Below are 20,142 nucleotides of genomic sequence, written 5' to 3'. Positions count from 1 at the left end.
TATGGTACAATTTATAACGATACCGGGATTATCAAATTACCTAGATACTCTAAATTTGATGGAGAAGCATGTTAGCGGCGTAATTAACAATTCCTTAGCGGAAACCGTTTATTTAGCCGAGCATTCGGAAGTTTATACTGCCGGCACTAGTTATCGGCAAAATGAATTACTAAACCCCGATAATATTCCGGTAATTTATACCGGTCGAGGCGGGAAATTTACTTTTCACGGCGAGGGGCAAAGAGTTATCTACCCTATTCTTAATTTAGCATCCCCTAACCGCACTAAAGATTTAAAATTATATATTAAAATGTTAGAGGAATGGCTAACAAATAGTTTACTGTGTTTAGGAATTAAAGCATATATTATTAGCGATAAAGTAGGGGTTTGGGTGAAAGACAAAAATAATGATTTTGCCAAAATTGCGGCAATAGGGGTAAGGGTAAAAAAATGGGTTACTTATCACGGAATAGCTATAAATATCTCAACGGATTTGAACAAATTTACCGGTATCATACCTTGCGGGTTAACTGATTCTTTAGTAACTTCCTTGACTCAAATCGGCGTTAATATTAAAATGAATCAATTTGATAAAATTCTTCAAACAGAATTTAAAAAGGTATTTAATTAATGCGAAAAATTGCATTAGCTATTTTAACAATATGCTTCCTTTGGGTTAGCGGTTTTGCATATTATATATATCTAATAAATTCCTATAAAACTAATAATACCATCACTAATGCCATAATAGTATTTGCCGGAGGCGGGCGGCGAGTAGAAACCGCTATTGCTTTATTAAAAGCCGGCTATGCTCCTATATTATTTATTACCGGTATCTCTTCACAAGATCAATTAAGAAATTTATTAAAAGAACAGGATATTAGAGACGAACAGGTAATATATGCACCGAATAATATAATGTCCGAAGAGGATTATGCTAAAAAAGCAACTGATTTTATTGTAGCTAATAATCTTACATCTGTGCGTTTAGTAACTTCTGCTTATAATATGCCGGTAGCTCTAAGAGAATTAACTGCAGCAATTCCTCAAACTCGTCAAGTTTACGTAACGCCACACCCGACTGCTTCGACATCCGGACAATATAAAATATTACTCAAATCCTATAATCAGTATTTAATGAGTCTTTTTTAACTTTGTGCGGCGTTGTTGCATAGTTCTAAAAAAGTGCCGTATGTCATTCCTGCCTTCGAGCGTTGTTGTATGGATACCCCAAACGTCATTGCGAGCGACTGAAGGCATTGTTGCGTGGCTCGAATTTTTGATGTCATTCCCGCGAAGGCGGGAATCCAGAGAATATTTAAGCGAATTATATAGTGAATTTTTATATAATTTTTCTTATTTTAAGTGTTTTTTCTGGATTCCCGCTTTTAGCTAGAATGACATAAGGTGCTTTTTTAGAGCCACGCAACAACGCTACTTTGCTCTTTCAGTTACAATAATTGAATGTATCTTTTCCACAGTAACATCAAAATCATCATTAGTTATTATATAATCATATTCTTTTGCATGTTCTATTTCGCTTGCTGCCGATTGCATTCGTAATTTTATGACTTCTTCATTGTCTGCGGCTCTATTTCTCAAACGTTGCTCTAGCACCTCAAGACTAGGCGGAAGAATAAAAATCGATATTACGTTACTTGCGGCTTGCTTAATACTTCTTGCTCCTTGCCAATCGATATCAAATAAAACATCTAAACCTTGATTTAGTAAGTCATCGACATCTTTTTTTAAAGTGCCGTAATAATTATCATAAATTTTAGCATATTCTAAAAACAGATTTTGTTTTATTAGCTCTTCAAATTCCGGTTTAGTTTTGAAATAATAACTTACTCCTTCAATCTCCTTAGGTCTTGGCATTCTAGTGGTTGCCGAAATAGATAATCGTAAATTATCATCAATTTTTAGTAACGCTCTAGTTAAGCTGGACTTACCGGCACCGGAGGGTGAAGATAAAATTATAATAAGTCCTTTATGTATATTTATTGTATATAATACCATATCTGTTATTTTGATATAAAATTACTTATAACTATAATGACTTTGCATAAAAAAACAATCATAATTACAGGTAGCTCAAGCGGTCTTGGCAAGGCTTTAGCTACTAAATACGCTGCTAAGGATACTCGGCTTTTTTTATTCGGTAGGAATAAAGAACGGCTTGAAGAAGTAGCCTCTATTTGCAAAAACTATCAAGCAGAAGTAATATCAATTATTTGTGATGTGAGAGATAAAGAACAAATAGCTATTCATTTAGCGGAAATTATTAAAAATAATAAAATCGATATTTTAATTAATTCGGCTGGAATATCGGCCGGCACATTAGATAAGCCCGAAACTTCGCAACAAGTAGAAGAAATATTTGCTACTAACTTAAACGGCAGTTTAAATTTTATCTTGCCTTGTATGCAGCAAATGATTAAAAATAAAAACGGCACAATAGTTATGATAAGCTCAATGGCGGGCATGCTAGGACTCTCAAGTGCTCCCTCATACTCCGCTAGCAAAGCGGCTATTAAAATATTCGGTGATGCTTTGAGAGGATATCTTTCGCAATTTAACGTGCAAGTTTGTGTAGTAATACCCGGATATATAGATACCCCGATGACTCAAGTTAATAAATTCCCGATGCCCTTTAAAATCTCGGCAAATACAGCTGCACAAATTATAATAAACGGCATCAATGCACAAAAGGGTTTAATAATATTTCCCAAATTAACCTATTTCATGCTAAAATTGTTGAATTTACTACCTTATCAATTAATAGATTATATTAACTCTAAACTACCAGGAAAGCCGGGATTTGAGGAATAGTCTTTTCAGGTCATACCATATTTTAGACTTACAATAGCGAAGCCACGAAGTGGCTGTGGTATGGTTCGAATTTTCGGTGTCATTCTAGCTAAAAGCGGGAATCCAGAAAAAACACTTAAAATAAGCAAAATTATATAAAAATTTACTATATAATTCGCTTAAATATTCTCTGGATTCCCGCCTATGCGGGAATGACATATAGCACTTTTTTAGAGCCATCCAACAACACCTGAAATAAGTAACAAGTACCATATGAAAACAGAAAATATTGACTTTGCCGATGCTTTATCGGAACGTTACCTTGCTTATGCTTTATCGACTATTATGTCAAGGTCGTTGCCTGATGTGCGTGATGGGTTAAAGCCCGTGCATCGTCGGTTATTATATGCCATGTTGCAACTAAAGTTAGAGCCGAATTCTGCTTATAAAAAATGTGCAAGGGTAGTCGGGGATGTCATCGGTAAATATCACCCGCACGGTGATGTGGCGGTATATGATACGTTAGTACGTCTTGCTCAACATTTTTCTCTTCGTTATCCGTTAATTGACGGGCAAGGAAATTTCGGTTCAGTCGACGGCGATAACGCAGCGGCAATGCGTTATACCGAATCACGCATGACTGAAATTTGTACGCTGTTAATGGAGGATATTGATAAAGAAACGGTTGATTTTCGCCTTACTTATGATGATTCCGATTATGAGCCGGTAATAATGCCTGCAAGTTTTCCAAATTTGCTAGCTAACGGCTCGGAAGGCATAGCAGTAGGCATGGCAACCAGTATTCCTCCCCATAATTTACATGAGTTATGCGATGCCTTGCTCTATTTAATTGATCATCCTGAAGCTAGCGTTTCTAATATAATGAATTTTGTTAAAGGACCGGATTTCCCGACAGGCGGCATAATTATTGATAAAGCCGAGGTAATTAATCAAGCTTATATGACCGGACGGGGTAGTTTAAGAGTCAGGGCTAGATGGGAAAAAGAAGAGCTATCTTACGGTTCTTATCAAATCATAGTTACGGAAATACCTTATCAAATCCAAAAATCAAGGCTTATCGAGCAAATAGCCATGTTATTAAAGGATAAAAGAATTCCGCTAGTCGGCAATATTCGTGATGAATCAACGGACATTATAAGGTTGGTTATCGAACCGCGTGATCGCAATTGCGATCCGCAAATAGTCATGGAGTCACTTTTTAAATTAACGACTTTAGAAAGCCGAATCCAAATTAATATGAATGTGATCGGTAGTAATAACGTGCCGAGAGTTATGAATATCTTGGAAATATTGCAAGAATTCTTAAGTCATCGTCAAAATATCGTTACCCGCAAGTCAACTTATCTTTTAAATAAAATAAAGCATCGTCTAGAGATATTAGAGGGGCTACGAATAGCCTATTTAAATCTCGATGAAATTATCAAAATCATTCGGGAAGAAGACGAGCCGAAAGAAATTATGATAGAGTGGTTTAAATTAACTGAAATCCAAGTAGAGGCGATACTTAATACCAGGCTTCGCTCTTTACGCAAACTTGAAGAGCAAGAAATTATTAATGAATATAATAAGCTACAGAAAGAACAGGCGGTATTAGAAGAAATATTACGTAATCCAAAAGAATTATGGAAAATCGTTAAGAAAGAAGTAAAGGCGGTACAAGTTAAATTCGGTTTAAATACTCTGCTTGGTGCACGACGCACTAGCTTTGATGAAGTTAATGTTACCGCTCAAATAGTTGATATATCGGCTTTTGTAACTAAAGAACCGATTACGATTTTATGCTCAAAAATGGGTTGGGTACGTTCTTTAAGAGGTCATAATAACGATTTATCAAATATTAAATATAAAGAAGGCGACAAAGAAAAATTTATTTTGGAAGCCTATACGACCGATAAAATCCTGATAGTCAGTTCGGAAGGTAAATTTTTTACTATTCTAGCCGATAATATTTTTAAAGGTAAAGGTAACGGCGAATCTATTAAATTATTGGTGGATATAGGCAATAACGAGATCACTAATATACTCGTTCATAAACCCGATCAACTTTTATTGCTAGCAAGTGATAACGGCAAAGGCTTTATTGTTAACTCAAACGAAGTAATGGCACAAACTAAAGGCGGCAAGCAAATTATGCAAATGCCTGCGGGTTATTCTTGCATTGCTTGTTTAGAGGTTAACGGGGACAGCATCGCTTGCATCGGTGAAAGCCGAAAATTATTAGTATTTAATATTGATGAAATACCGGAGATGAAGAAGGGGCAGGGGGTAATATTTCAGAAATTTAAAAATGCTAAACTTACCGATATTAAAATATTCAATAAAGCAGATGGCTTAAGTTGGAACATAGGCGGTAAAATTAGGCTCGAGAAAAATATTACGGCATTTTTGGCTAAAAGAGGCACTGTCGGCAAAATCCCACCGAATGGCTTTCCGAAAAATAATAAATTTTCGTGATTGATGTTAGTTAACGGTATTGTTGCATAGTTCGATAAAGCAAAAGTATGTCATTCCTGCACAGGCATGGCGTTGTTGCATGGCTCGAATTTTTGATGTCATTCCTGCGAAGGCGGGAATCCAGAGAATATTTAAGCGAATTATATAGTAAATTTTTATATAATTTTGCTTATTTTAAGTGTTTTTTCTGGATTCCCGCTTTTAGCTAGAATGACATAGAGCGATATGCTGTGCAATCTCGCTCTAAAATTTAATGTCTGAACCTTATTGCTTGAAGCTATACGTATAATATGTACACGTTAACTCAAATTTTATTAATTTACAAGTAAATTTTTGTTTAAGTATTAATAGTAATATTGAGAAAAATGTTATAAACTCATTAAAAAACTATCAATAAATAATAGGTGTGAACATGAACATAATAAAAGCTTTAGAAGTAATTTTAGCCGATAGTTACGCTCTATATTTCAAAACCCAAAATTATCATTGGAATGTGGAAGGCTCGGAATTTAGAAGCCTGCATTTATTGTTTGAAGGACAATATGAGGAGCTAGCGGAAGCAATAGACGAGCTTGCCGAAAGAATCCGTACACTTAAGTCCAAAGTATCGCCTTTATCTGATTTAATGAAACATACTTCTATTAAAGAGCCGAATATAAATTCTAACTCAACTGCAATGCTTAAAGATTTAGTTCATGATCAAGAAATTATCATTGCTACGCTTTATAAAGGTGTTAAAATTTCTCAAGAAGAAGGTGACGAGGGAACTGCCGATATGATTATCGGGCGTATTAAAGTTCATGAAAAAAATAAATGGATGCTGAGTAGTAGTTTGTAAAGGAGTAGTGTTGTTGGGTGGCTCGAATTTTCGATGTCATTCCCGCGTAGGCGGGAATCCAGAGAATATTTAAGCGAATTATATAGTAAATTTTTATATAATTTTGCTTATTTTAAGTATTTTTTCTAGATTCCCGCCTGCGCGGGAATGACATACTGCTACTTTTATCGATCCACGCAACAACGCTGCTACCTTCTCACAATGACGTCCTCGAATTAACTACACAACCAAATAACAAACCTTCACATGAAAACAAACCCCTCTACTAAAACATCACTCAATAAAGTTATTGGGGCTTTTTTAGGTACTATCATTGAATATTACGATTATAGCTTATACGGTTTTTCTGCCGGCATCATTGCCGATAAATTTTTTCAAGCTACGGATCATTTAACGAGCTTAATAAATGTTTTTGCCGTTTATGCGGTTGCCTATTTATCAAAGCCTATCGGTGCACTTCTTTTCGGGCGAATAGGAGATTTATACGGTCGTAAGGTAGCATTAAGCATTACTATTATCGGTATTGTAATTCCGACTGCAATAATCGGTTTATTACCCGAATATTCTTCAATCGGTGTTTGGAGTACGATAATTTTAGTTTTATGTCGCTTTATGCAAGGTATCTTTATCGCCGGCGAATATGACGGTGCGGCAATTTACGTTATTGAACATTTAGGTCCTAAATTCCAATTTACCGCTTCAGCTATAACTAGATGCACCGGCGTTATCGGTTTATTAATCGGGATCGGCACAACTAATTTTTTTAACGCTCATATTTTTCCCGATTGGGGTTGGCGTATTCCGTTTTTATTAAGTTTACCTCTTGCTTTGGTAACTATCTATTACCGCCAAAAATTTGACGAAACACCTGAATTTATAGAAACTAAAAACAAGCAATTAGTTACCGAAAAATTTACTTACTTAATCAAAAAACAATGGCAAGTTATTTTAATGCTAATATTTTTAGCGGGAGGCTTTGGGGTAACATACCAAATATCTATTATTTTTATGAAGCAATATTTACCGATGGTGCTACCTCAAACCACTTTTATTATTAGTAGTTTCTCGGTATTAATAGTAATGTGCTTTGCAGTGTTTATGCCGATCGCCGGCTTGATAGCCGATCGCTTGGGTGCTATGATAGTGGTAAAAATTGCTCTTCTAGGTACGATTACGGCGAGTAGTTTTTTTATTGTTGCGGTTTATTACCAAATGACTAATTTAGGACTTGCCGCCTGCCTAATGCTTGCTGCTTCCGTTGCTCCCTTTAATGCTCTTGCTCACAGCGTCGTTATTCAAGCTTTGCCGGTTAAAGAGCGTTACCGTGTAATAAGTTTCGGTCATACTATCGGCTCAATGCTAATGTCCGGCACCGCTAATTATATCTGTTTATTATCGATGAAATCGTTTAATTTTAATCTATTTCCTATTTTATATCTTTGCGGCTTCGCTATTTTAGCTTATTTTATGGTAGTATTATTTAACCTTAACTATCAAAAAAATAATAAATAATGCAATCAAATATACTAATGGAAAGGATATATATTACTTTATGCACTCTATTCACAGTACTATCAATAATCGGTAATTGCATATATCAAAAATTTGTATATTTACCTATTCTACCTTTTCATACATTTGAATTATCGGTGGGGGCAATTTTCTATCCGCTAACATTTCTAATAACCAATTTAATCGCTGAATTTTACGGTAAAGCAAAAGCAAAATTTTGTATTAGACTTGCATTAACGATGAGTATTTTGGTAGCTTTAATTTTAATGCTAATGAATAAGTTAGATGCAACTAGCCTGGATATTGCATGAATGTAAGGAAAATACCTTATTAAACCCTTGTGGTATAAGGGATTAAAAATTTATATAAAAATACAATTTGTATTTTTATATTTTATGATACAATCCCCTATAATCCTGATCACTTTAAAGCATAAAGAGATTTTATAATGTTTATCATGCAATATTCAGGCTAGCTTCTTTCTCTAACTTAATAATTAATAAGTAATATAGTTGGTAAATTTTTAGCTTACAAAATTGATCATGGAATTATGTTAGCAACGGATAAAAATTGATACAGTATTAAAATAGACCCATAAATATGCATTTGTTAATTTCTGGATCCATTCCATTATACCATAGTCTCATTAAGATAATGAATGTTGATTATTTAATTTTTGATCAAAAATATTTTTGCCGATTTGAGTCCATTGATCTTGTATTCTTGGGCTCTCAGTCAATTCATTTTGCAGAGAAACCAAAGCACCAAGTAAGCTATTAGTTGGCAAACAGTCAAGTTTTGCTTTTACAACTAAACCTCCCATTTCAATCAAATGACGAGTACGAATTTTCCTTTCTTGAATTTTAAGTTTAGCCTCTTCCGTAACTATTTTAGCCTTCTTTTGTTCTAATTTTAATCTTCGTTTTATGACGTTATCCATATAAATAGTTTAAACTTTTCATTGTTACAATCATCATGAATGCTCAATAAATTTTGGAAGTCAACTGCATAATTATAAGTGTTAAGGAATTCTGCAAATTTTTTCTTGAACAGATCAATATTGGATACAAGTTTTAAGTTTGCAAAGTTCAGTATACAGTATAATGGTGAAATAAAAAACCATTTAAAATCAAAATATCCCTATATCTAAAAACTGAACCAGCAAACTAAGATCAATAAAAACAAATAAAGATGATTACCATTATTCAAAACCTATAAGAAGTAGAGTATGTAATGTCATGTAAGATTGCCGAGGGATGACAGTTAGCTTTGCCGGTGATAAAATAGGCATCTGAATACTTTTGGAGTTTACAGATGCCCGGTAGAAGAATAACAAATCAGCAATACGAGGTATATATGAAATTAAGAAAATCAGGTTTGAATCAAACAATTTGTTCAGCTAAAGCAGGTTTTTCACAACGTAGTGGTAGGAATTTAGAACGTAGGGAAGTGTTATCTTTATCGAAAGGGAAGAAAGTACGTAAGTACCGTAACGATCCATTAGAAGGAGTATGGGAAGGTGTATTAGTTCCTTTATTAGAACAACTACCATATTTAACATCTTGGACATTATTAGAATATCTTCAAGACGAATACCCAGGAAAATATCCGGACAGCATTTTAAGAACTGTTCAGCGACGCACTAGCAAGTGGAGAGCATTATATGGTCCGGAAAAGGAAGTTATCTTTCGCCAGCTTCATGTACCCGGTCGTCAAGGTTTATCGGATTTTACTGCTTTAAAAGGCATAGAGATTACTATTTGTGGTAAACCGTTTAAGCATCTATTGTATCATTTTCGGTTAGCTTATAGTAATTGGTCTTTTATGAAAGTGATTCAGGGCGGAGAAAGTTTTACCGCTCTTTCTCAATCGCTTCAGGATGCATTATGGAGTTTAGGAGGATGTCCTGAAGAACATAGGACTGACAGTTTGTCAGCTGCTTTCAAGAATTTATCGCAAGAGGAGTCAGATGATATAACATGTTCTTATAAAGAAGTATGTGCTCATTATGGCATGCATGCTACAAGAAACAATCGTGGGAAAGGACATGAGAATGGTAGCGTTGAGGCTGCACATGGTCATCTTAAGAGACGTTTAGCCCGGATATTGCATGAGATATAGGAGACAAAATCCTCGTAAAGCTGTATAATACTGGTATTTCATTAGAATAATACAAAGGATTTTGTCATGACAAATTGTATAGCATATAGTTACCAGTTTTCCAAAGTAAAAAATCGGACAATAGAGATAAATTTCACTGGAGGTGATATTAGTAGCGATGGAGGTGTGTTGTTATTAAGAGAAGCAGATAAAAGGCTTGGTATAACAGAGGAGCTTGCTAAAATATTTCCTGATAGACGAGATGGTAGTAAAATTACCCATAATATGGCAACAATGCTGAGGCAACGAATTTATGGTATTGCATTAGGTTATGAAGATTTAAATGACCACAATTATCTACGAAAATGTCCTGCTATGCAAACAGCTATGGAAACAATTGATGATATGGCAAGTAGTTCTACCTTATGTCGTATAGAAAACAATGCTGATAGACACTTTGCAATTAAAGTGCATGAACTAATGCTTGATAAATTTATTAAGTCTCATAAAATAGTACCAAAGCAGCTAATACTTGATTTTGATGCTACGGATGATGAAATTCATGGGCAACAGGAAGGTAAGTTTTATCATGGTTATTACGGTCATAATTGCTTTTTACCTTTGTATGTTTTTTGTGGAAAGCATCTGTTAGTTAGTTATCTTAGGACGTCAAAGCAGGATCAAGCAAAACATTCTTGGGCAATATTATCATTGTTAGTAAAACGTTTTCGCCAAGCTTGGCCAGAGGTAAAGATTATTTTTCGTGGTGATAGTGGATTTTGTCGTCATCAGATGTTTGATTGGTGTGATATTCATAATATAAAATATATTGTAGGAATGCCCCAAAATAACAGACTAAATGAGTTACTGAAACCTACAATGGAGAAGTCAAAAGCAGCATTTATTATAACCCAAGAAAAGCAACGTCTTTTTAGTGAGTTTCCATATAAGGCTGGTAGTTGGAGTCATGAACGTAGAATAATTGGTAAGGCAGAAATGACAATGCTTGGAGAAAATCCAAGGTATATAGTAACTAATTTATCAGATAAACCTGAAGATTTATACGACAAAGTTTACTGTGGTCGTGGTGATATGGAAAACCGTATAAAAGAGCAACAACTAGAATTATTTGCAGATCGTACTTCTTGTCATAGATGGTGGGCTAATCAGCTCAGAATGATTTTATCGGGTCTTGCATACACTTTAGTAGAATATATCAGAGGTAATTTATTACAAGGTAGTGCATTAGCAAAAGCACAAATAGGTACAATACGTTTAAAATTATTAAAAATTGGGGTAGTAATTATCCGTAATACTAGGCGTATTAAGTTTTTGTTATCTTCATCATATCCTTACCGACAGGTATGGAATCATGTGATGAAGAAATTAGCATTAGAATAACCTAGATTAGCACTGTTCCCGGTGCTTAGAAAAAATGGGGTAAGGGGCATTACATCTAAAATTTGAAAATAACGGCTTCAAAGCATTTTTTGGCAAAATTTTTACAAAAGTATCATTGCTAATATTATAAATTACTCAATTTCTTACTTTAAATCTCACTTCATGCAATATCCGGGCTAGTTGGTCAAAGCTCGATAACAATCTATTTAATAAAGTATTTGGCATGTATAGTGTTTCATTAATCGGGTCGTTGATAGCAAATTACACCGCCCAATTTGTCGATATTAATCTTTATTTATTAATTCGCAAACTTACCGGCGATAAATACCTTTTTTTAAGGAGCTTAAGCTCTACAATATCATTATTTATTGATACAGTAATTGCGGTTACATTCATTACCATCTCCGGAGATATAATACCTTATTCACAAATGCTGCCCTTGGTATTTAATAGCTACTTATTTAAATTATTTTTTGTAATCGTCACTATCCCGTTATTTTACCTGCTCGTTTATTTGATAAGAAGGTTAAATGAAGGGAAAAAGCAGCCTTTAACTGATTTAGTTAAAGGCTTGCATAGTTAATTTATTGCGAAGGATAGCAAGAGAAGAGACTATCACAACAACCAACTTTCGTAACCTGTTCAGCCGGTTCTCCAGCAACGTTAGTATCCTGATCATTAGGGTTATTAGAATTGGAACCGGAAGGTGAAGAAACAGAAAGTGCACTCTGCAAAAGATTTGCCGTTGTCTCTTGCCTTTCCATAACAATCGCGGCGTTTTTATAAAAGCTTGCTTTATTAATTGCGTACTCTCTCTTCATCTTTGCAAGTTGTTCTCGCATTTGTTCTGGTGTTTTGCTCATTATATTTCTCCTTTTGTTTTATAGTTAAATTACATTTATATTACGATATAGAACAACCATTTGATTTTTTAGACCTATTGATTGCCTTCTCTAGATTGGCTCTTTTTGCTTTTTGTATTGCTATAACTTCCTTGGTGTTTTCATCAAACTTCTTCTTATTAGCTACTTGTTTAACCTTTTGCTGTGCAAGTCTTTCTTTAATTTTTCTACGTCTATTTCACCTTTATTACCTAGTCCCCTTTCCATACATTACCTTTGTGATTTAGTTATATTGTATTTATCTCTTTTTTTCAGTATTTTTAGAATTATTCTTAATAGGGGTAAGAGTAGGAGATAAATCGCCTATATTACACTTCTCTTCTCCGGCTTGTATTTTTATTTGGTCTTTCATCTTATTTGCTACTTGCGTCATTTCTTTACTTCTAATTTGCAATAACACTTCACTATGAGCTTCAATATCCTTAACTTTTCCATTATTTACAATTGCTTCTTCTTGATTCTTAAATACTTCGTACTTCTTTTTTAGTTCTATTTTTCTTTCAGGATCTTTTATTGCTTCTATTCTTTTCTTTAAATCTTTTGTTTTTTGGTTGGTTAGCTTTATTTCAGATTTAATCTGCTCAACAATTTCATCTATTTGCTTTTTCTCATTATTTACTTCCTTTATGAATGAAGTATATTCATTTAACTCTTCTTTATAATTTTTTATAGTATTTTGCAATTTTTTAGCTTCTTCTAACGTTAAACCCGGTTTTTCAAATTGTTTTTCTAATTTTTTAATTGCTTTCTCTATAACTTTGGCTTCGTGATGAAGCTGTTTATGCCTCTCATTTACCTCTTTACAATCTTCCTCTAGTTGCTTATAGGTTTTATATTTTTTTTCTACTATCTCAAGAGTTAGAATTAGTTTATCTAGCTTATCGCTCAATAATTCAGGATTTTCTTCATTTATTGCTGAATCTAATTCCTTACTTTTTTTTTCTAGTATACTACAGACTTCCTTAGAAGATTCTTTAAAATTATTTTTACTTTTTTTCCAATTAGAACGTAATATACTCAACTCAGCGATTCTTCTTTCTATTTCTTGTCTCTGCTGTATCAGCTCTTGTAGCCTTTTTGCTTCTAAGAGTTGCTCCTCTTGATCTTGAACTTTGTCGATATTTTTATCGACTTCAAAGCTTTTAATTTTAGTTTCAACTGCTTTTTCAAGTCCCGATACATCAACTGTTATACCGAACGCTGCAGCTTCATTAGCCAGACTTTTTATATCTCCTAAAAGATAATCAGCTTGTATTCGAGAATATACATTTTCCAATTCCGCTTTTAATTTGTTTAATTTTTCCTTTATAATCTCGTTTATACCTAGCATAATAATTACCATCTTTTAGTTGATAAATACGTTAACAAAACTTAATATAGCAGTCAAGAAATATTAAGATATTTTAGTAAAATATTATTTCTAAATTTCCAGCCACTCATTTAATAACAAATCTCGCTTCTGCTTACACAAATTTAATTGCTGTGTTATTAGATTATACTTAGCAGGATCGGCTAAATATAAATTGCTATCATAAAGTTCTGTCTCTAAATTTTTAATTTGTAATTCTAATTTTTCTATTTCTAGCGGCAAAGTTTCAAGTAAACGTTGATATTTATAAGATAGTTTTTTATTTTGAGGCTCTTTGTAAGAAGGAGAGGAGGAAGGGGAAAGGGGTTTTGTAAGTTTTTTTGTAGAAGGTACACTTGAAAAATATTGTTTATAATCCTCATAACCTCCTGTTAAATCAATAATTTTTCCTTGCGTAAAAACTAAAGTCCTAGTAGCTAATTTATCTAAAAAATCCCGATCATGACTAACAACTATTAATGTTCCGGAATAATCGGCAAGTATATCTAACAAAATTTCCAAGCTATCCATATCAAGGTCATTAGTCGGCTCATCTAAAATAAGTAAATTCCCTGGATTGATTAAAATTCTGGCAAGTAATAATCTATTTGCTTCACCGCCCGATAAAATAGAGGTTTTAGCCTTAACCCGGATATTGCATGAAGTGAGATTTAAAGTAAGAAATTGAGTAATTTATAATATTAGCAATGATACTTTTGTAAAAATTTTGCCAAAAAGTGCTTTGAAGCCGTTATTTTCAAATTTTAGATGTAATGCCCCTTACCCCATTTTTTCTAAGCACCGGGAACAGTGCTAATCTAGGTTATTCTAATGCTAATTTCTTCATCACATGATTCCATACCTGTCGGTAAGGATATGATGAAGATAACAAAAACTTAATACGCCTAGTATTACGGATAATTACTACCCCAATTTTTAATAATTTTAAACGTATTGTACCTATTTGTGCTTTTGCTAATGCACTACCTTGTAATAAATTACCTCTGATATATTCTACTAAAGTGTATGCAAGACCCGATAAAATCATTCTGAGCTGATTAGCCCACCATCTATGACAAGAAGTACGATCTGCAAATAATTCTAGTTGTTGCTCTTTTATACGGTTTTCCATATCACCACGACCACAGTAAACTTTGTCGTATAAATCTTCAGGTTTATCTGATAAATTAGTTACTATATACCTTGGATTTTCTCCAAGCATTGTCATTTCTGCCTTACCAATTATTCTACGTTCATGACTCCAACTACCAGCCTTATATGGAAACTCACTAAAAAGACGTTGCTTTTCTTGGGTTATAATAAATGCTGCTTTTGACTTCTCCATTGTAGGTTTCAGTAACTCATTTAGTCTGTTATTTTGGGGCATTCCTACAATATATTTTATATTATGAATATCACACCAATCAAACATCTGATGACGACAAAATCCACTATCACCACGAAAAATAATCTTTACCTCTGGCCAAGCTTGGCGAAAACGTTTTACTAACAATGATAATATTGCCCAAGAATGTTTTGCTTGATCCTGCTTTGACGTCCTAAGATAACTAACTAACAGATGCTTTCCACAAAAAACATACAAAGGTAAAAAGCAATTATGACCGTAATAACCATGATAAAACTTACCTTCCTGTTGCCCATGAATTTCATCATCCGTAGCATCAAAATCAAGTATTAGCTGCTTTGGTACTATTTTATGAGACTTAATAAATTTATCAAGCATTAGTTCATGCACTTTAATTGCAAAGTGTCTATCAGCATTGTTTTCTATACGACATAAGGTAGAACTACTTGCCATATCATCAATTGTTTCCATAGCTGTTTGCATAGCAGGACATTTTCGTAGATAATTGTGGTCATTTAAATCTTCATAACCTAATGCAATACCATAAATTCGTTGCCTCAGCATTGTTGCCATATTATGGGTAATTTTACTACCATCTCGTCTATCAGGAAATATTTTAGCAAGCTCCTCTGTTATACCAAGCCTTTTATCTGCTTCTCTTAATAACAACACACCTCCATCGCTACTAATATCACCTCCAGTGAAATTTATCTCTATTGTCCGATTTTTTACTTTGGAAAACTGGTAACTATATGCTATACAATTTGTCATGACAAAATCCTTTGTATTATTCTAATGAAATACCAGTATTATACAGCTTTACGAGGATTTTGTCTCCTATATCTCATGCAATATCCGGGTTAAGCAGCTTCGGATCAAACATAAATTGTTTTAGATAACCGGCTACATGCATAGTTTTACCCGGTAAAAATACCTGATCACCGCCGGTAGGGCATAAAGTTTGTTGCAAAGTATGATTAGGATTTAGTTTTTCTCGATGTTGATCAAAATAGGAAATATCTAAATTACCGCCATATATAACTTTACCGGTCTCGGGCGATAATTGCTTAGTTAATAATTTGATGAACGTTGATTTTCCTGAGCCGTTTGCACCGATTACTCCTATTTTCTCGCCTTTTTTCACTCGAAAACTAAAATTATCGATAAGCTTATTTCCGCTATAACCAAAAGAAACACTATCTACTTCTATAATAAATTTGCTTTTAGCAATATTTTCCGCAAGCTCTGCTTGGACTTTTTGCTTCGATCTAAATAATTTTTCGGCATGCTCCCTGGTTATTTCTCTTAAAGCTCTAAGCTCGCCGAGTCTCTTTTGATTTCGTTTGCGTCTAGCTGTAACTCCGGCATTTAACCAATCATTTTCTTGCTCTAATTTTTTATTTAATTTTCTTAAAGTCGCTTCTTCTTGTGCAACGATAATTGTTTGCCATTCGTCAAAATATTTAAAGCCTTGCTCGGATTTACGCAAAACTCCGCGATCAAGCCACCAAATTTTGTTAGTAACGTTTGATAAAAAAGCTCTATCATGGCTAACGCAAATAATAGCACCGCTATAAGATTTAACAAATTCTTCTAACCACTCAATTGTTTTGATATCAAGGTGATTAGTCGGCTCATCAAGCAATAATATTTCCGGCTCTAATACTAAAGCTTTAGCAAGATAGGCTCTTCTGATCTGTCCGCCTGAATAGGTAGATAAATTATCGTTTCCTTGGATGTCTAATTTTTCTAAAATTATATCGATTTGATATTTATCTATTTTTTTACCAAGAAATCCTTGAGTAATAAAATCATAAACACTAATGCTTAAGTTATTAGTAACATCTTGTGTTAAATAGCCTACTTCCGCAATAGGGTCTTTAAATAACTCGCCTTTATCTAATTCATAAATTCCTGATATTATCTTCATAAGGCTAGCCCGGATATTGCATGAAGTGAGATTTAAAGTAAGAAATTGAGTAATTTATAATATTAGCAATGATACTTTTGTAAAAATTTTGCCAAAAAGTGCTTTGAAGCCGTTATTTTCAAATTTTAGATGTAATGCCCCTTACCCCATTTTTTCTAAGCACCGGGAACAGTGCTAATCTAGGTTATTCTAATGCTAATTTCTTCATCACATGATTCCATACCTGTCGGTAAGGATATGATGAAGATAACAAAAACTTAATACGCCTAGTATTACGGATAATTACTACCCCAATTTTTAATAATTTTAAACGTATTGTACCTATTTGTGCTTTTGCTAATGCACTACCTTGTAATAAATTACCTCTGATATATTCTACTAAAGTGTATGCAAGACCCGATAAAATCATTCTGAGCTGATTAGCCCACCATCTATGACAAGAAGTACGATCTGCAAATAATTCTAGTTGTTGCTCTTTTATACGGTTTTCCATATCACCACGACCACAGTAAACTTTGTCGTATAAATCTTCAGGTTTATCTGATAAATTAGTTACTATATACCTTGGATTTTCTCCAAGCATTGTCATTTCTGCCTTACCAATTATTCTACGTTCATGACTCCAACTACCAGCCTTATATGGAAACTCACTAAAAAGACGTTGCTTTTCTTGGGTTATAATAAATGCTGCTTTTGACTTCTCCATTGTAGGTTTCAGTAACTCATTTAGTCTGTTATTTTGGGGCATTCCTACAATATATTTTATATTATGAATATCACACCAATCAAACATCTGATGACGACAAAATCCACTATCACCACGAAAAATAATCTTTACCTCTGGCCAAGCTTGGCGAAAACGTTTTACTAACAATGATAATATTGCCCAAGAATTTTTGCTTGATCCTGCTTTGACGTCCTAAGATAACTAACTAACAGATGCTTTCCACAAAAAACATACAAAGGTAAAAAGCAATTATGACCGTAATAACCATGATAAAACTTACCTTCCTGTTGCCCATGAATTTCATCATCCGTAGCATCAAAATCAAGTATTAGCTGCTTTGGTACTATTTTATGAGACTTAATAAATTTATCAAGCATTAGTTCATGCACTTTAATTGCAAAGTGTCTATCAGCATTGTTTTCTATACGACATAAGGTAGAACTACTTGCCATATCATCAATTGTTTCCATAGCTGTTTGCATAGCAGGACATTTTCGTAGATAATTGTGGTCATTTAAATCTTCATAACCTAATGCAATACCATAAATTCGTTGCCTCAGCATTGTTGCCATATTATGGGTAATTTTACTACCATCTCGTCTATCAGGAAATATTTTAGCAAGCTCCTCTGTTATACCAAGCCTTTTATCTGCTTCTCTTAATAACAACACACCTCCATCGCTACTAATATCACCTCCAGTGAAATTTATCTCTATTGTCCGATTTTTTACTTTGGAAAACTGGTAACTATATGCTATACAATTTGTCATGACAAAATCCTTTGTATTATTCTAATGAAATACCAGTATTATACAGCTTTACGAGGATTTTGTCTCCTATATCTCATGCAATATCCGGGCTAGATTTACCGCAGCCGTTACGCCCCACTAGACAAATTTTATCACCTTTATAAAGGTAAAGCTCTAAGTCGGATAAAATAACTTTATCGGCAAAATGCAAATTACCGTTTTTAATATAATATATTGGGGTCATAAAATATGAAAAATAGTCATTGCGAGGAGACGTTGGCGTTGTTTCGTGGCTCTATGGTTGTTACAAGTATGGTGTCATGCAACAATGGATTCTTAGCTCACGGAAATGAATTAAACTTTCTTTAATACTAAACTTGCATTAGTACCGCCAAAGCCAAAAGAATTAGATAAAGCATAATCGATTTTTGCTTTTTTAGCTTGCAACCCTACTAAATCTATTTTAACTTCTTCCATGGGGTTTTCTAAGTTCAATGTCGGCGGTGCGATTTGATCTTGAATTGCTAGAATAGAAAATATTAACTCAACACTTCCGGCAGCTCCAAGTAAATGACCGATCGATGATTTGGTGGAAGACATTAAAACTTTTGGATTAGCTTCTAAAAATAATCTTTGTACCGCTGCTAGTTCAATTGCATCACCTATTATTGTTGAAGTTCCATGAGCATTAATATAATTAATCATCTCAACAGGGATATTAGCATCTTTAAGAGCATTACTCATTGCTTTATAAGCTCCTTTTCCTTCAGGATGCGGAGAAGTAATATGATAAGCATCGCCCGTTGAGCCATACCCGACAATCTCTGCGTAAATTTTAGCACCCCTTCGGACTGCATGCTCATATTCTTCCAAAACTACGACTCCGCCTCCTTCCCCCATGACAAAACCGCTGCGACCTTGATCCCAAGGTCTGGAAGCAAATTCAGGAATATCATTATATTTTGTAGATAAAGCCCTTGCCGCAACAAATCCCGCTACTCCTACCGGTGTTACCGGAGCTTCTGCACCGCCGGCAATCATAACATCAGCATAGCCGTATTTTATAAGACGCATAGCATCGCCTATAGCATGTGCTCCTGTAGAACAAGCAGTTACTGCCGCTTGATTTGGACCGCTAAAGCCGTATTTTATAGAAACAAGACCGGATAAAAGATTGATTAAGGAAGCGGGTATAAAAAACGGACTAACTTTTCCGTTATTTTCTTGATGCAATTTTACGGAGGTGTCCTCTATCATCTTAAGACCGCCGATGCCGGAACCTAGTATTAAACCGGTTCTATCGCAAGAGGCTTCATCCTTAGGTAGCCAGCTGCTATCTTCGATTGCTTCGGTTGCCGCAGCAACTCCGTAATGGATAAATCTATCCATTTTACTTAGCTTGTTTACTTCCTCGGGAGCGGTGAAATTCTCAAGCTTAAAACCGTATTCTTCTGAACTATCAATAAGACCGGCAATTTTACAGGCAAGATTTGAAGTATCAAATTCCGTAATAGTTTTGATCCCGCTACGCCCATTTACGATCCCTTCCCAAGATGTTTTTACATCAAGCCCTAGAGGAGTAACAAGTCCAAGCCCGGTAATAACTACTCTTTTAGTTGACATTTTCTTATATTTTCAAAAATTTCAGGTTAGAAAATTAGTTTACGCAGATATAGATTGTTGTTTTTGGATATAGTTTACAACATCGGATACGGTTAGTATTTTACTTGCTTCTTCATCAGATATATCAATTTTATATTTAGCCTCTATCGTCATCATCAATTCGACCGTACTTAAACTGTCAGCTTTAAGGTCCTCTTTTAATCGTGATTCAGCACTTATTGTATCTTTTTTTACTCCTAACGTATTAGCAACAATTTCAATAACATCTTGTTCGACACTATTCATTGTACTCATAATTGAACTCCGTAAATCGTTTAAACTAAATAAATTATTTATATTTCTATATCTTCAAGAATTAAA

General features: G+C 34.2%; 19 protein-coding genes and 3 pseudogenes. 10 read left to right on the top strand and 12 right to left on the bottom strand.

Going from position 1 to position 20,142, the window contains the following annotated elements; translation table 11 throughout:
- Position 1: 1 nt before the first annotated feature.
- Complete coding sequence (lipB, locus tag AAGD48_RS00620) at positions 2-631, top strand: lipoyl(octanoyl) transferase LipB (RefSeq protein ID WP_341790048.1); 630 nt, start codon at positions 2-4, stop codon at positions 629-631.
- Complete coding sequence (locus AAGD48_RS00615) at positions 631-1,152, top strand: YdcF family protein (RefSeq protein WP_341790047.1); 522 nt, start codon at positions 631-633, stop codon at positions 1,150-1,152. The genes lipB and AAGD48_RS00615 overlap by 1 nt, the downstream gene beginning before the upstream one ends.
- Here AAGD48_RS00615 and AAGD48_RS00610 read toward each other — a convergent pair.
- Together AAGD48_RS00610 and gmk are read right to left on the bottom strand one after the other, a co-directional pair.
- Complete coding sequence (locus AAGD48_RS00610) at positions 1,149-1,289, bottom strand: hypothetical protein (RefSeq protein ID WP_341790046.1); 141 nt, start codon at positions 1,287-1,289, stop codon at positions 1,149-1,151. The genes AAGD48_RS00615 and AAGD48_RS00610 overlap by 4 nt on opposite strands.
- Before the next feature lie 145 nt (positions 1,290-1,434).
- Positions 1,435-2,019, bottom strand: a complete 585-nt coding sequence (gmk, locus tag AAGD48_RS00605; RefSeq protein ID WP_341790045.1) for a guanylate kinase — start codon at positions 2,017-2,019, stop codon at positions 1,435-1,437.
- A 36-nt stretch (positions 2,020-2,055) separates the two neighbouring features.
- Here gmk and AAGD48_RS00600 point away from each other — a divergent pair, with 36 nt between their 5' ends.
- The 5 genes from AAGD48_RS00600 (at position 2,056) to AAGD48_RS00580 (ending at position 7,947) form a co-directional block, all read left to right on the top strand.
- Complete coding sequence (locus AAGD48_RS00600; protein WP_341790044.1) at positions 2,056-2,832, top strand: SDR family NAD(P)-dependent oxidoreductase; 777 nt, start codon at positions 2,056-2,058, stop codon at positions 2,830-2,832.
- Positions 2,833-3,084: 252 nt separating this feature from the next.
- Complete coding sequence (gene parC / locus AAGD48_RS00595; protein ID WP_341790043.1) at positions 3,085-5,286, top strand: DNA topoisomerase IV subunit A; 2,202 nt, start codon at positions 3,085-3,087, stop codon at positions 5,284-5,286.
- Positions 5,287-5,698: 412 nt separating this feature from the next.
- Positions 5,699-6,124 (top strand): Dps family protein, encoded by a 426-nt coding sequence (locus AAGD48_RS00590; protein ID WP_341790042.1) that lies wholly within the window; start codon positions 5,699-5,701, stop codon positions 6,122-6,124.
- Positions 6,125-6,370: 246 nt separating this feature from the next.
- Positions 6,371-7,636 carry an MFS transporter gene (locus AAGD48_RS00585; RefSeq protein WP_341790041.1) on the top strand — a complete coding sequence of 422 codons (1,266 nt, stop codon included), beginning with the start codon at positions 6,371-6,373 and terminating at the stop codon, positions 7,634-7,636.
- Complete coding sequence (locus AAGD48_RS00580; RefSeq protein ID WP_341790040.1) at positions 7,636-7,947, top strand: VUT family protein; 312 nt, start codon at positions 7,636-7,638, stop codon at positions 7,945-7,947. Before AAGD48_RS00585 ends, AAGD48_RS00580 begins: the two co-directional genes overlap by 1 nt.
- A gap of 335 nt (positions 7,948-8,282) precedes the next feature.
- On the opposite strand, the gene AAGD48_RS00575 is transcribed toward AAGD48_RS00580, so the two are convergent.
- Complete coding sequence (locus tag AAGD48_RS00575; RefSeq protein ID WP_341790039.1) at positions 8,283-8,576, bottom strand: conjugal transfer protein TraD; 294 nt, start codon at positions 8,574-8,576, stop codon at positions 8,283-8,285.
- 374 nt (positions 8,577-8,950) lie between these two features.
- Between AAGD48_RS00575 and istA the strand changes: the two genes are divergently transcribed.
- The 3 genes from istA (at position 8,951) to AAGD48_RS10585 (ending at position 11,720) form a co-directional block, all read left to right on the top strand.
- Entirely contained in the window at positions 8,951-9,757 is an 807-nt protein-coding gene (istA, locus tag AAGD48_RS00570) for an IS21 family transposase (protein ID WP_341790038.1), read from the top strand.
- Between the two features lie 66 nt (positions 9,758-9,823).
- Entirely contained in the window at positions 9,824-11,137 is a 1,314-nt protein-coding gene (locus AAGD48_RS00565; protein WP_341789277.1) for an IS1380 family transposase, read from the top strand.
- Between the two features lie 223 nt (positions 11,138-11,360).
- Positions 11,361-11,720, top strand: a complete 360-nt coding sequence (locus tag AAGD48_RS10585; RefSeq protein ID WP_410526018.1) for a queuosine precursor transporter — start codon at positions 11,361-11,363, stop codon at positions 11,718-11,720.
- 1 nt (position 11,721) lies between these two features.
- Here AAGD48_RS10585 and AAGD48_RS00560 read toward each other — a convergent pair whose 3' ends face one another.
- From AAGD48_RS00560 to acpP, 9 genes and pseudogenes are all read right to left on the bottom strand, one after another.
- The gene (locus AAGD48_RS00560) at positions 11,722-12,000 is read right to left on the bottom strand and encodes a hypothetical protein (protein WP_341790037.1); all 279 of its coding nucleotides are present in this window, start codon (positions 11,998-12,000) and stop codon (positions 11,722-11,724) included.
- Between the two features lie 277 nt (positions 12,001-12,277).
- Positions 12,278-13,369, bottom strand: coding sequence for a hypothetical protein (locus tag AAGD48_RS00555; RefSeq protein WP_341790036.1), 1,092 nt, complete (start codon positions 13,367-13,369; stop codon positions 12,278-12,280).
- A 90-nt stretch (positions 13,370-13,459) separates the two neighbouring features.
- Positions 13,460-14,035 (bottom strand): annotated as a pseudogene (locus AAGD48_RS00550) (ATP-binding cassette domain-containing protein); the annotation flags it as partial.
- 175 nt (positions 14,036-14,210) lie between these two features.
- Positions 14,211-15,524, bottom strand: a complete 1,314-nt coding sequence (locus AAGD48_RS00545) for an IS1380 family transposase (protein ID WP_341789277.1) — start codon at positions 15,522-15,524, stop codon at positions 14,211-14,213.
- Positions 15,525-15,612: 88 nt separating this feature from the next.
- Positions 15,613-16,695 (bottom strand): annotated as a pseudogene (locus AAGD48_RS00540) (ABC-F family ATP-binding cassette domain-containing protein); the annotation flags it as partial.
- A gap of 172 nt (positions 16,696-16,867) precedes the next feature.
- Positions 16,868-18,180: pseudogene (locus AAGD48_RS00535) on the bottom strand (IS1380 family transposase).
- A gap of 73 nt (positions 18,181-18,253) precedes the next feature.
- Positions 18,254-18,403 carry a hypothetical protein gene (locus AAGD48_RS00530; RefSeq protein WP_341790035.1) on the bottom strand — a complete coding sequence of 50 codons (150 nt, stop codon included), beginning with the start codon at positions 18,401-18,403 and terminating at the stop codon, positions 18,254-18,256.
- 110 nt (positions 18,404-18,513) lie between these two features.
- Positions 18,514-19,782, bottom strand: coding sequence for a beta-ketoacyl-ACP synthase II (fabF, locus tag AAGD48_RS00525; protein WP_341790034.1), 1,269 nt, complete (start codon positions 19,780-19,782; stop codon positions 18,514-18,516).
- 39 nt (positions 19,783-19,821) lie between these two features.
- Entirely contained in the window at positions 19,822-20,076 is a 255-nt protein-coding gene (acpP, locus tag AAGD48_RS00520; protein WP_341790033.1) for an acyl carrier protein, read from the bottom strand.
- Positions 20,077-20,142 lie beyond the last annotated feature (66 nt).

The organism is Rickettsia endosymbiont of Polydrusus tereticollis, from assembly GCF_964026385.1.
Lineage (GTDB): Bacteria > Pseudomonadota > Alphaproteobacteria > Rickettsiales > Rickettsiaceae > Rickettsia.
This window is presented reverse-complemented; position numbering and strand designations above follow the sequence as displayed.

Excerpts from the sequence above, each read along its gene's own strand:
- lipB (WP_341790048.1), top strand. The coding sequence starts at position 2 with ATGGTACAATTTATAACGATACCGGGATTATCAAATTACCTAGATACT.
- AAGD48_RS00615 (WP_341790047.1), top strand. The coding sequence starts at position 631 with ATGCGAAAAATTGCATTAGCTATTTTAACAATATGCTTCCTTTGGGTT.
- AAGD48_RS00610 (WP_341790046.1), bottom strand. The coding sequence starts at position 1,289 with ATGACATCAAAAATTCGAGCCACGCAACAATGCCTTCAGTCGCTCGCA.
- gmk (WP_341790045.1), bottom strand. The coding sequence starts at position 2,019 with ATGGTATTATATACAATAAATATACATAAAGGACTTATTATAATTTTA.
- AAGD48_RS00600 (WP_341790044.1), top strand. The coding sequence starts at position 2,056 with ATGACTTTGCATAAAAAAACAATCATAATTACAGGTAGCTCAAGCGGT.
- parC (WP_341790043.1), top strand. The coding sequence starts at position 3,085 with ATGAAAACAGAAAATATTGACTTTGCCGATGCTTTATCGGAACGTTAC.
- AAGD48_RS00590 (WP_341790042.1), top strand. The coding sequence starts at position 5,699 with ATGAACATAATAAAAGCTTTAGAAGTAATTTTAGCCGATAGTTACGCT.
- AAGD48_RS00585 (WP_341790041.1), top strand. The coding sequence starts at position 6,371 with ATGAAAACAAACCCCTCTACTAAAACATCACTCAATAAAGTTATTGGG.
- AAGD48_RS00580 (WP_341790040.1), top strand. The coding sequence starts at position 7,636 with ATGCAATCAAATATACTAATGGAAAGGATATATATTACTTTATGCACT.
- AAGD48_RS00575 (WP_341790039.1), bottom strand. The coding sequence starts at position 8,576 with ATGGATAACGTCATAAAACGAAGATTAAAATTAGAACAAAAGAAGGCT.
- istA (WP_341790038.1), top strand. The coding sequence starts at position 8,951 with ATGCCCGGTAGAAGAATAACAAATCAGCAATACGAGGTATATATGAAA.
- AAGD48_RS00565 (WP_341789277.1), top strand. The coding sequence starts at position 9,824 with ATGACAAATTGTATAGCATATAGTTACCAGTTTTCCAAAGTAAAAAAT.
- AAGD48_RS10585 (WP_410526018.1), top strand. The coding sequence starts at position 11,361 with ATGTATAGTGTTTCATTAATCGGGTCGTTGATAGCAAATTACACCGCC.
- AAGD48_RS00560 (WP_341790037.1), bottom strand. The coding sequence starts at position 12,000 with ATGAGCAAAACACCAGAACAAATGCGAGAACAACTTGCAAAGATGAAG.
- AAGD48_RS00555 (WP_341790036.1), bottom strand. The coding sequence starts at position 13,369 with ATGCTAGGTATAAACGAGATTATAAAGGAAAAATTAAACAAATTAAAA.
- AAGD48_RS00545 (WP_341789277.1), bottom strand. The coding sequence starts at position 15,524 with ATGACAAATTGTATAGCATATAGTTACCAGTTTTCCAAAGTAAAAAAT.
- AAGD48_RS00530 (WP_341790035.1), bottom strand. The coding sequence starts at position 18,403 with ATGACCCCAATATATTATATTAAAAACGGTAATTTGCATTTTGCCGAT.
- fabF (WP_341790034.1), bottom strand. The coding sequence starts at position 19,782 with ATGTCAACTAAAAGAGTAGTTATTACCGGGCTTGGACTTGTTACTCCT.
- acpP (WP_341790033.1), bottom strand. The coding sequence starts at position 20,076 with ATGAGTACAATGAATAGTGTCGAACAAGATGTTATTGAAATTGTTGCT.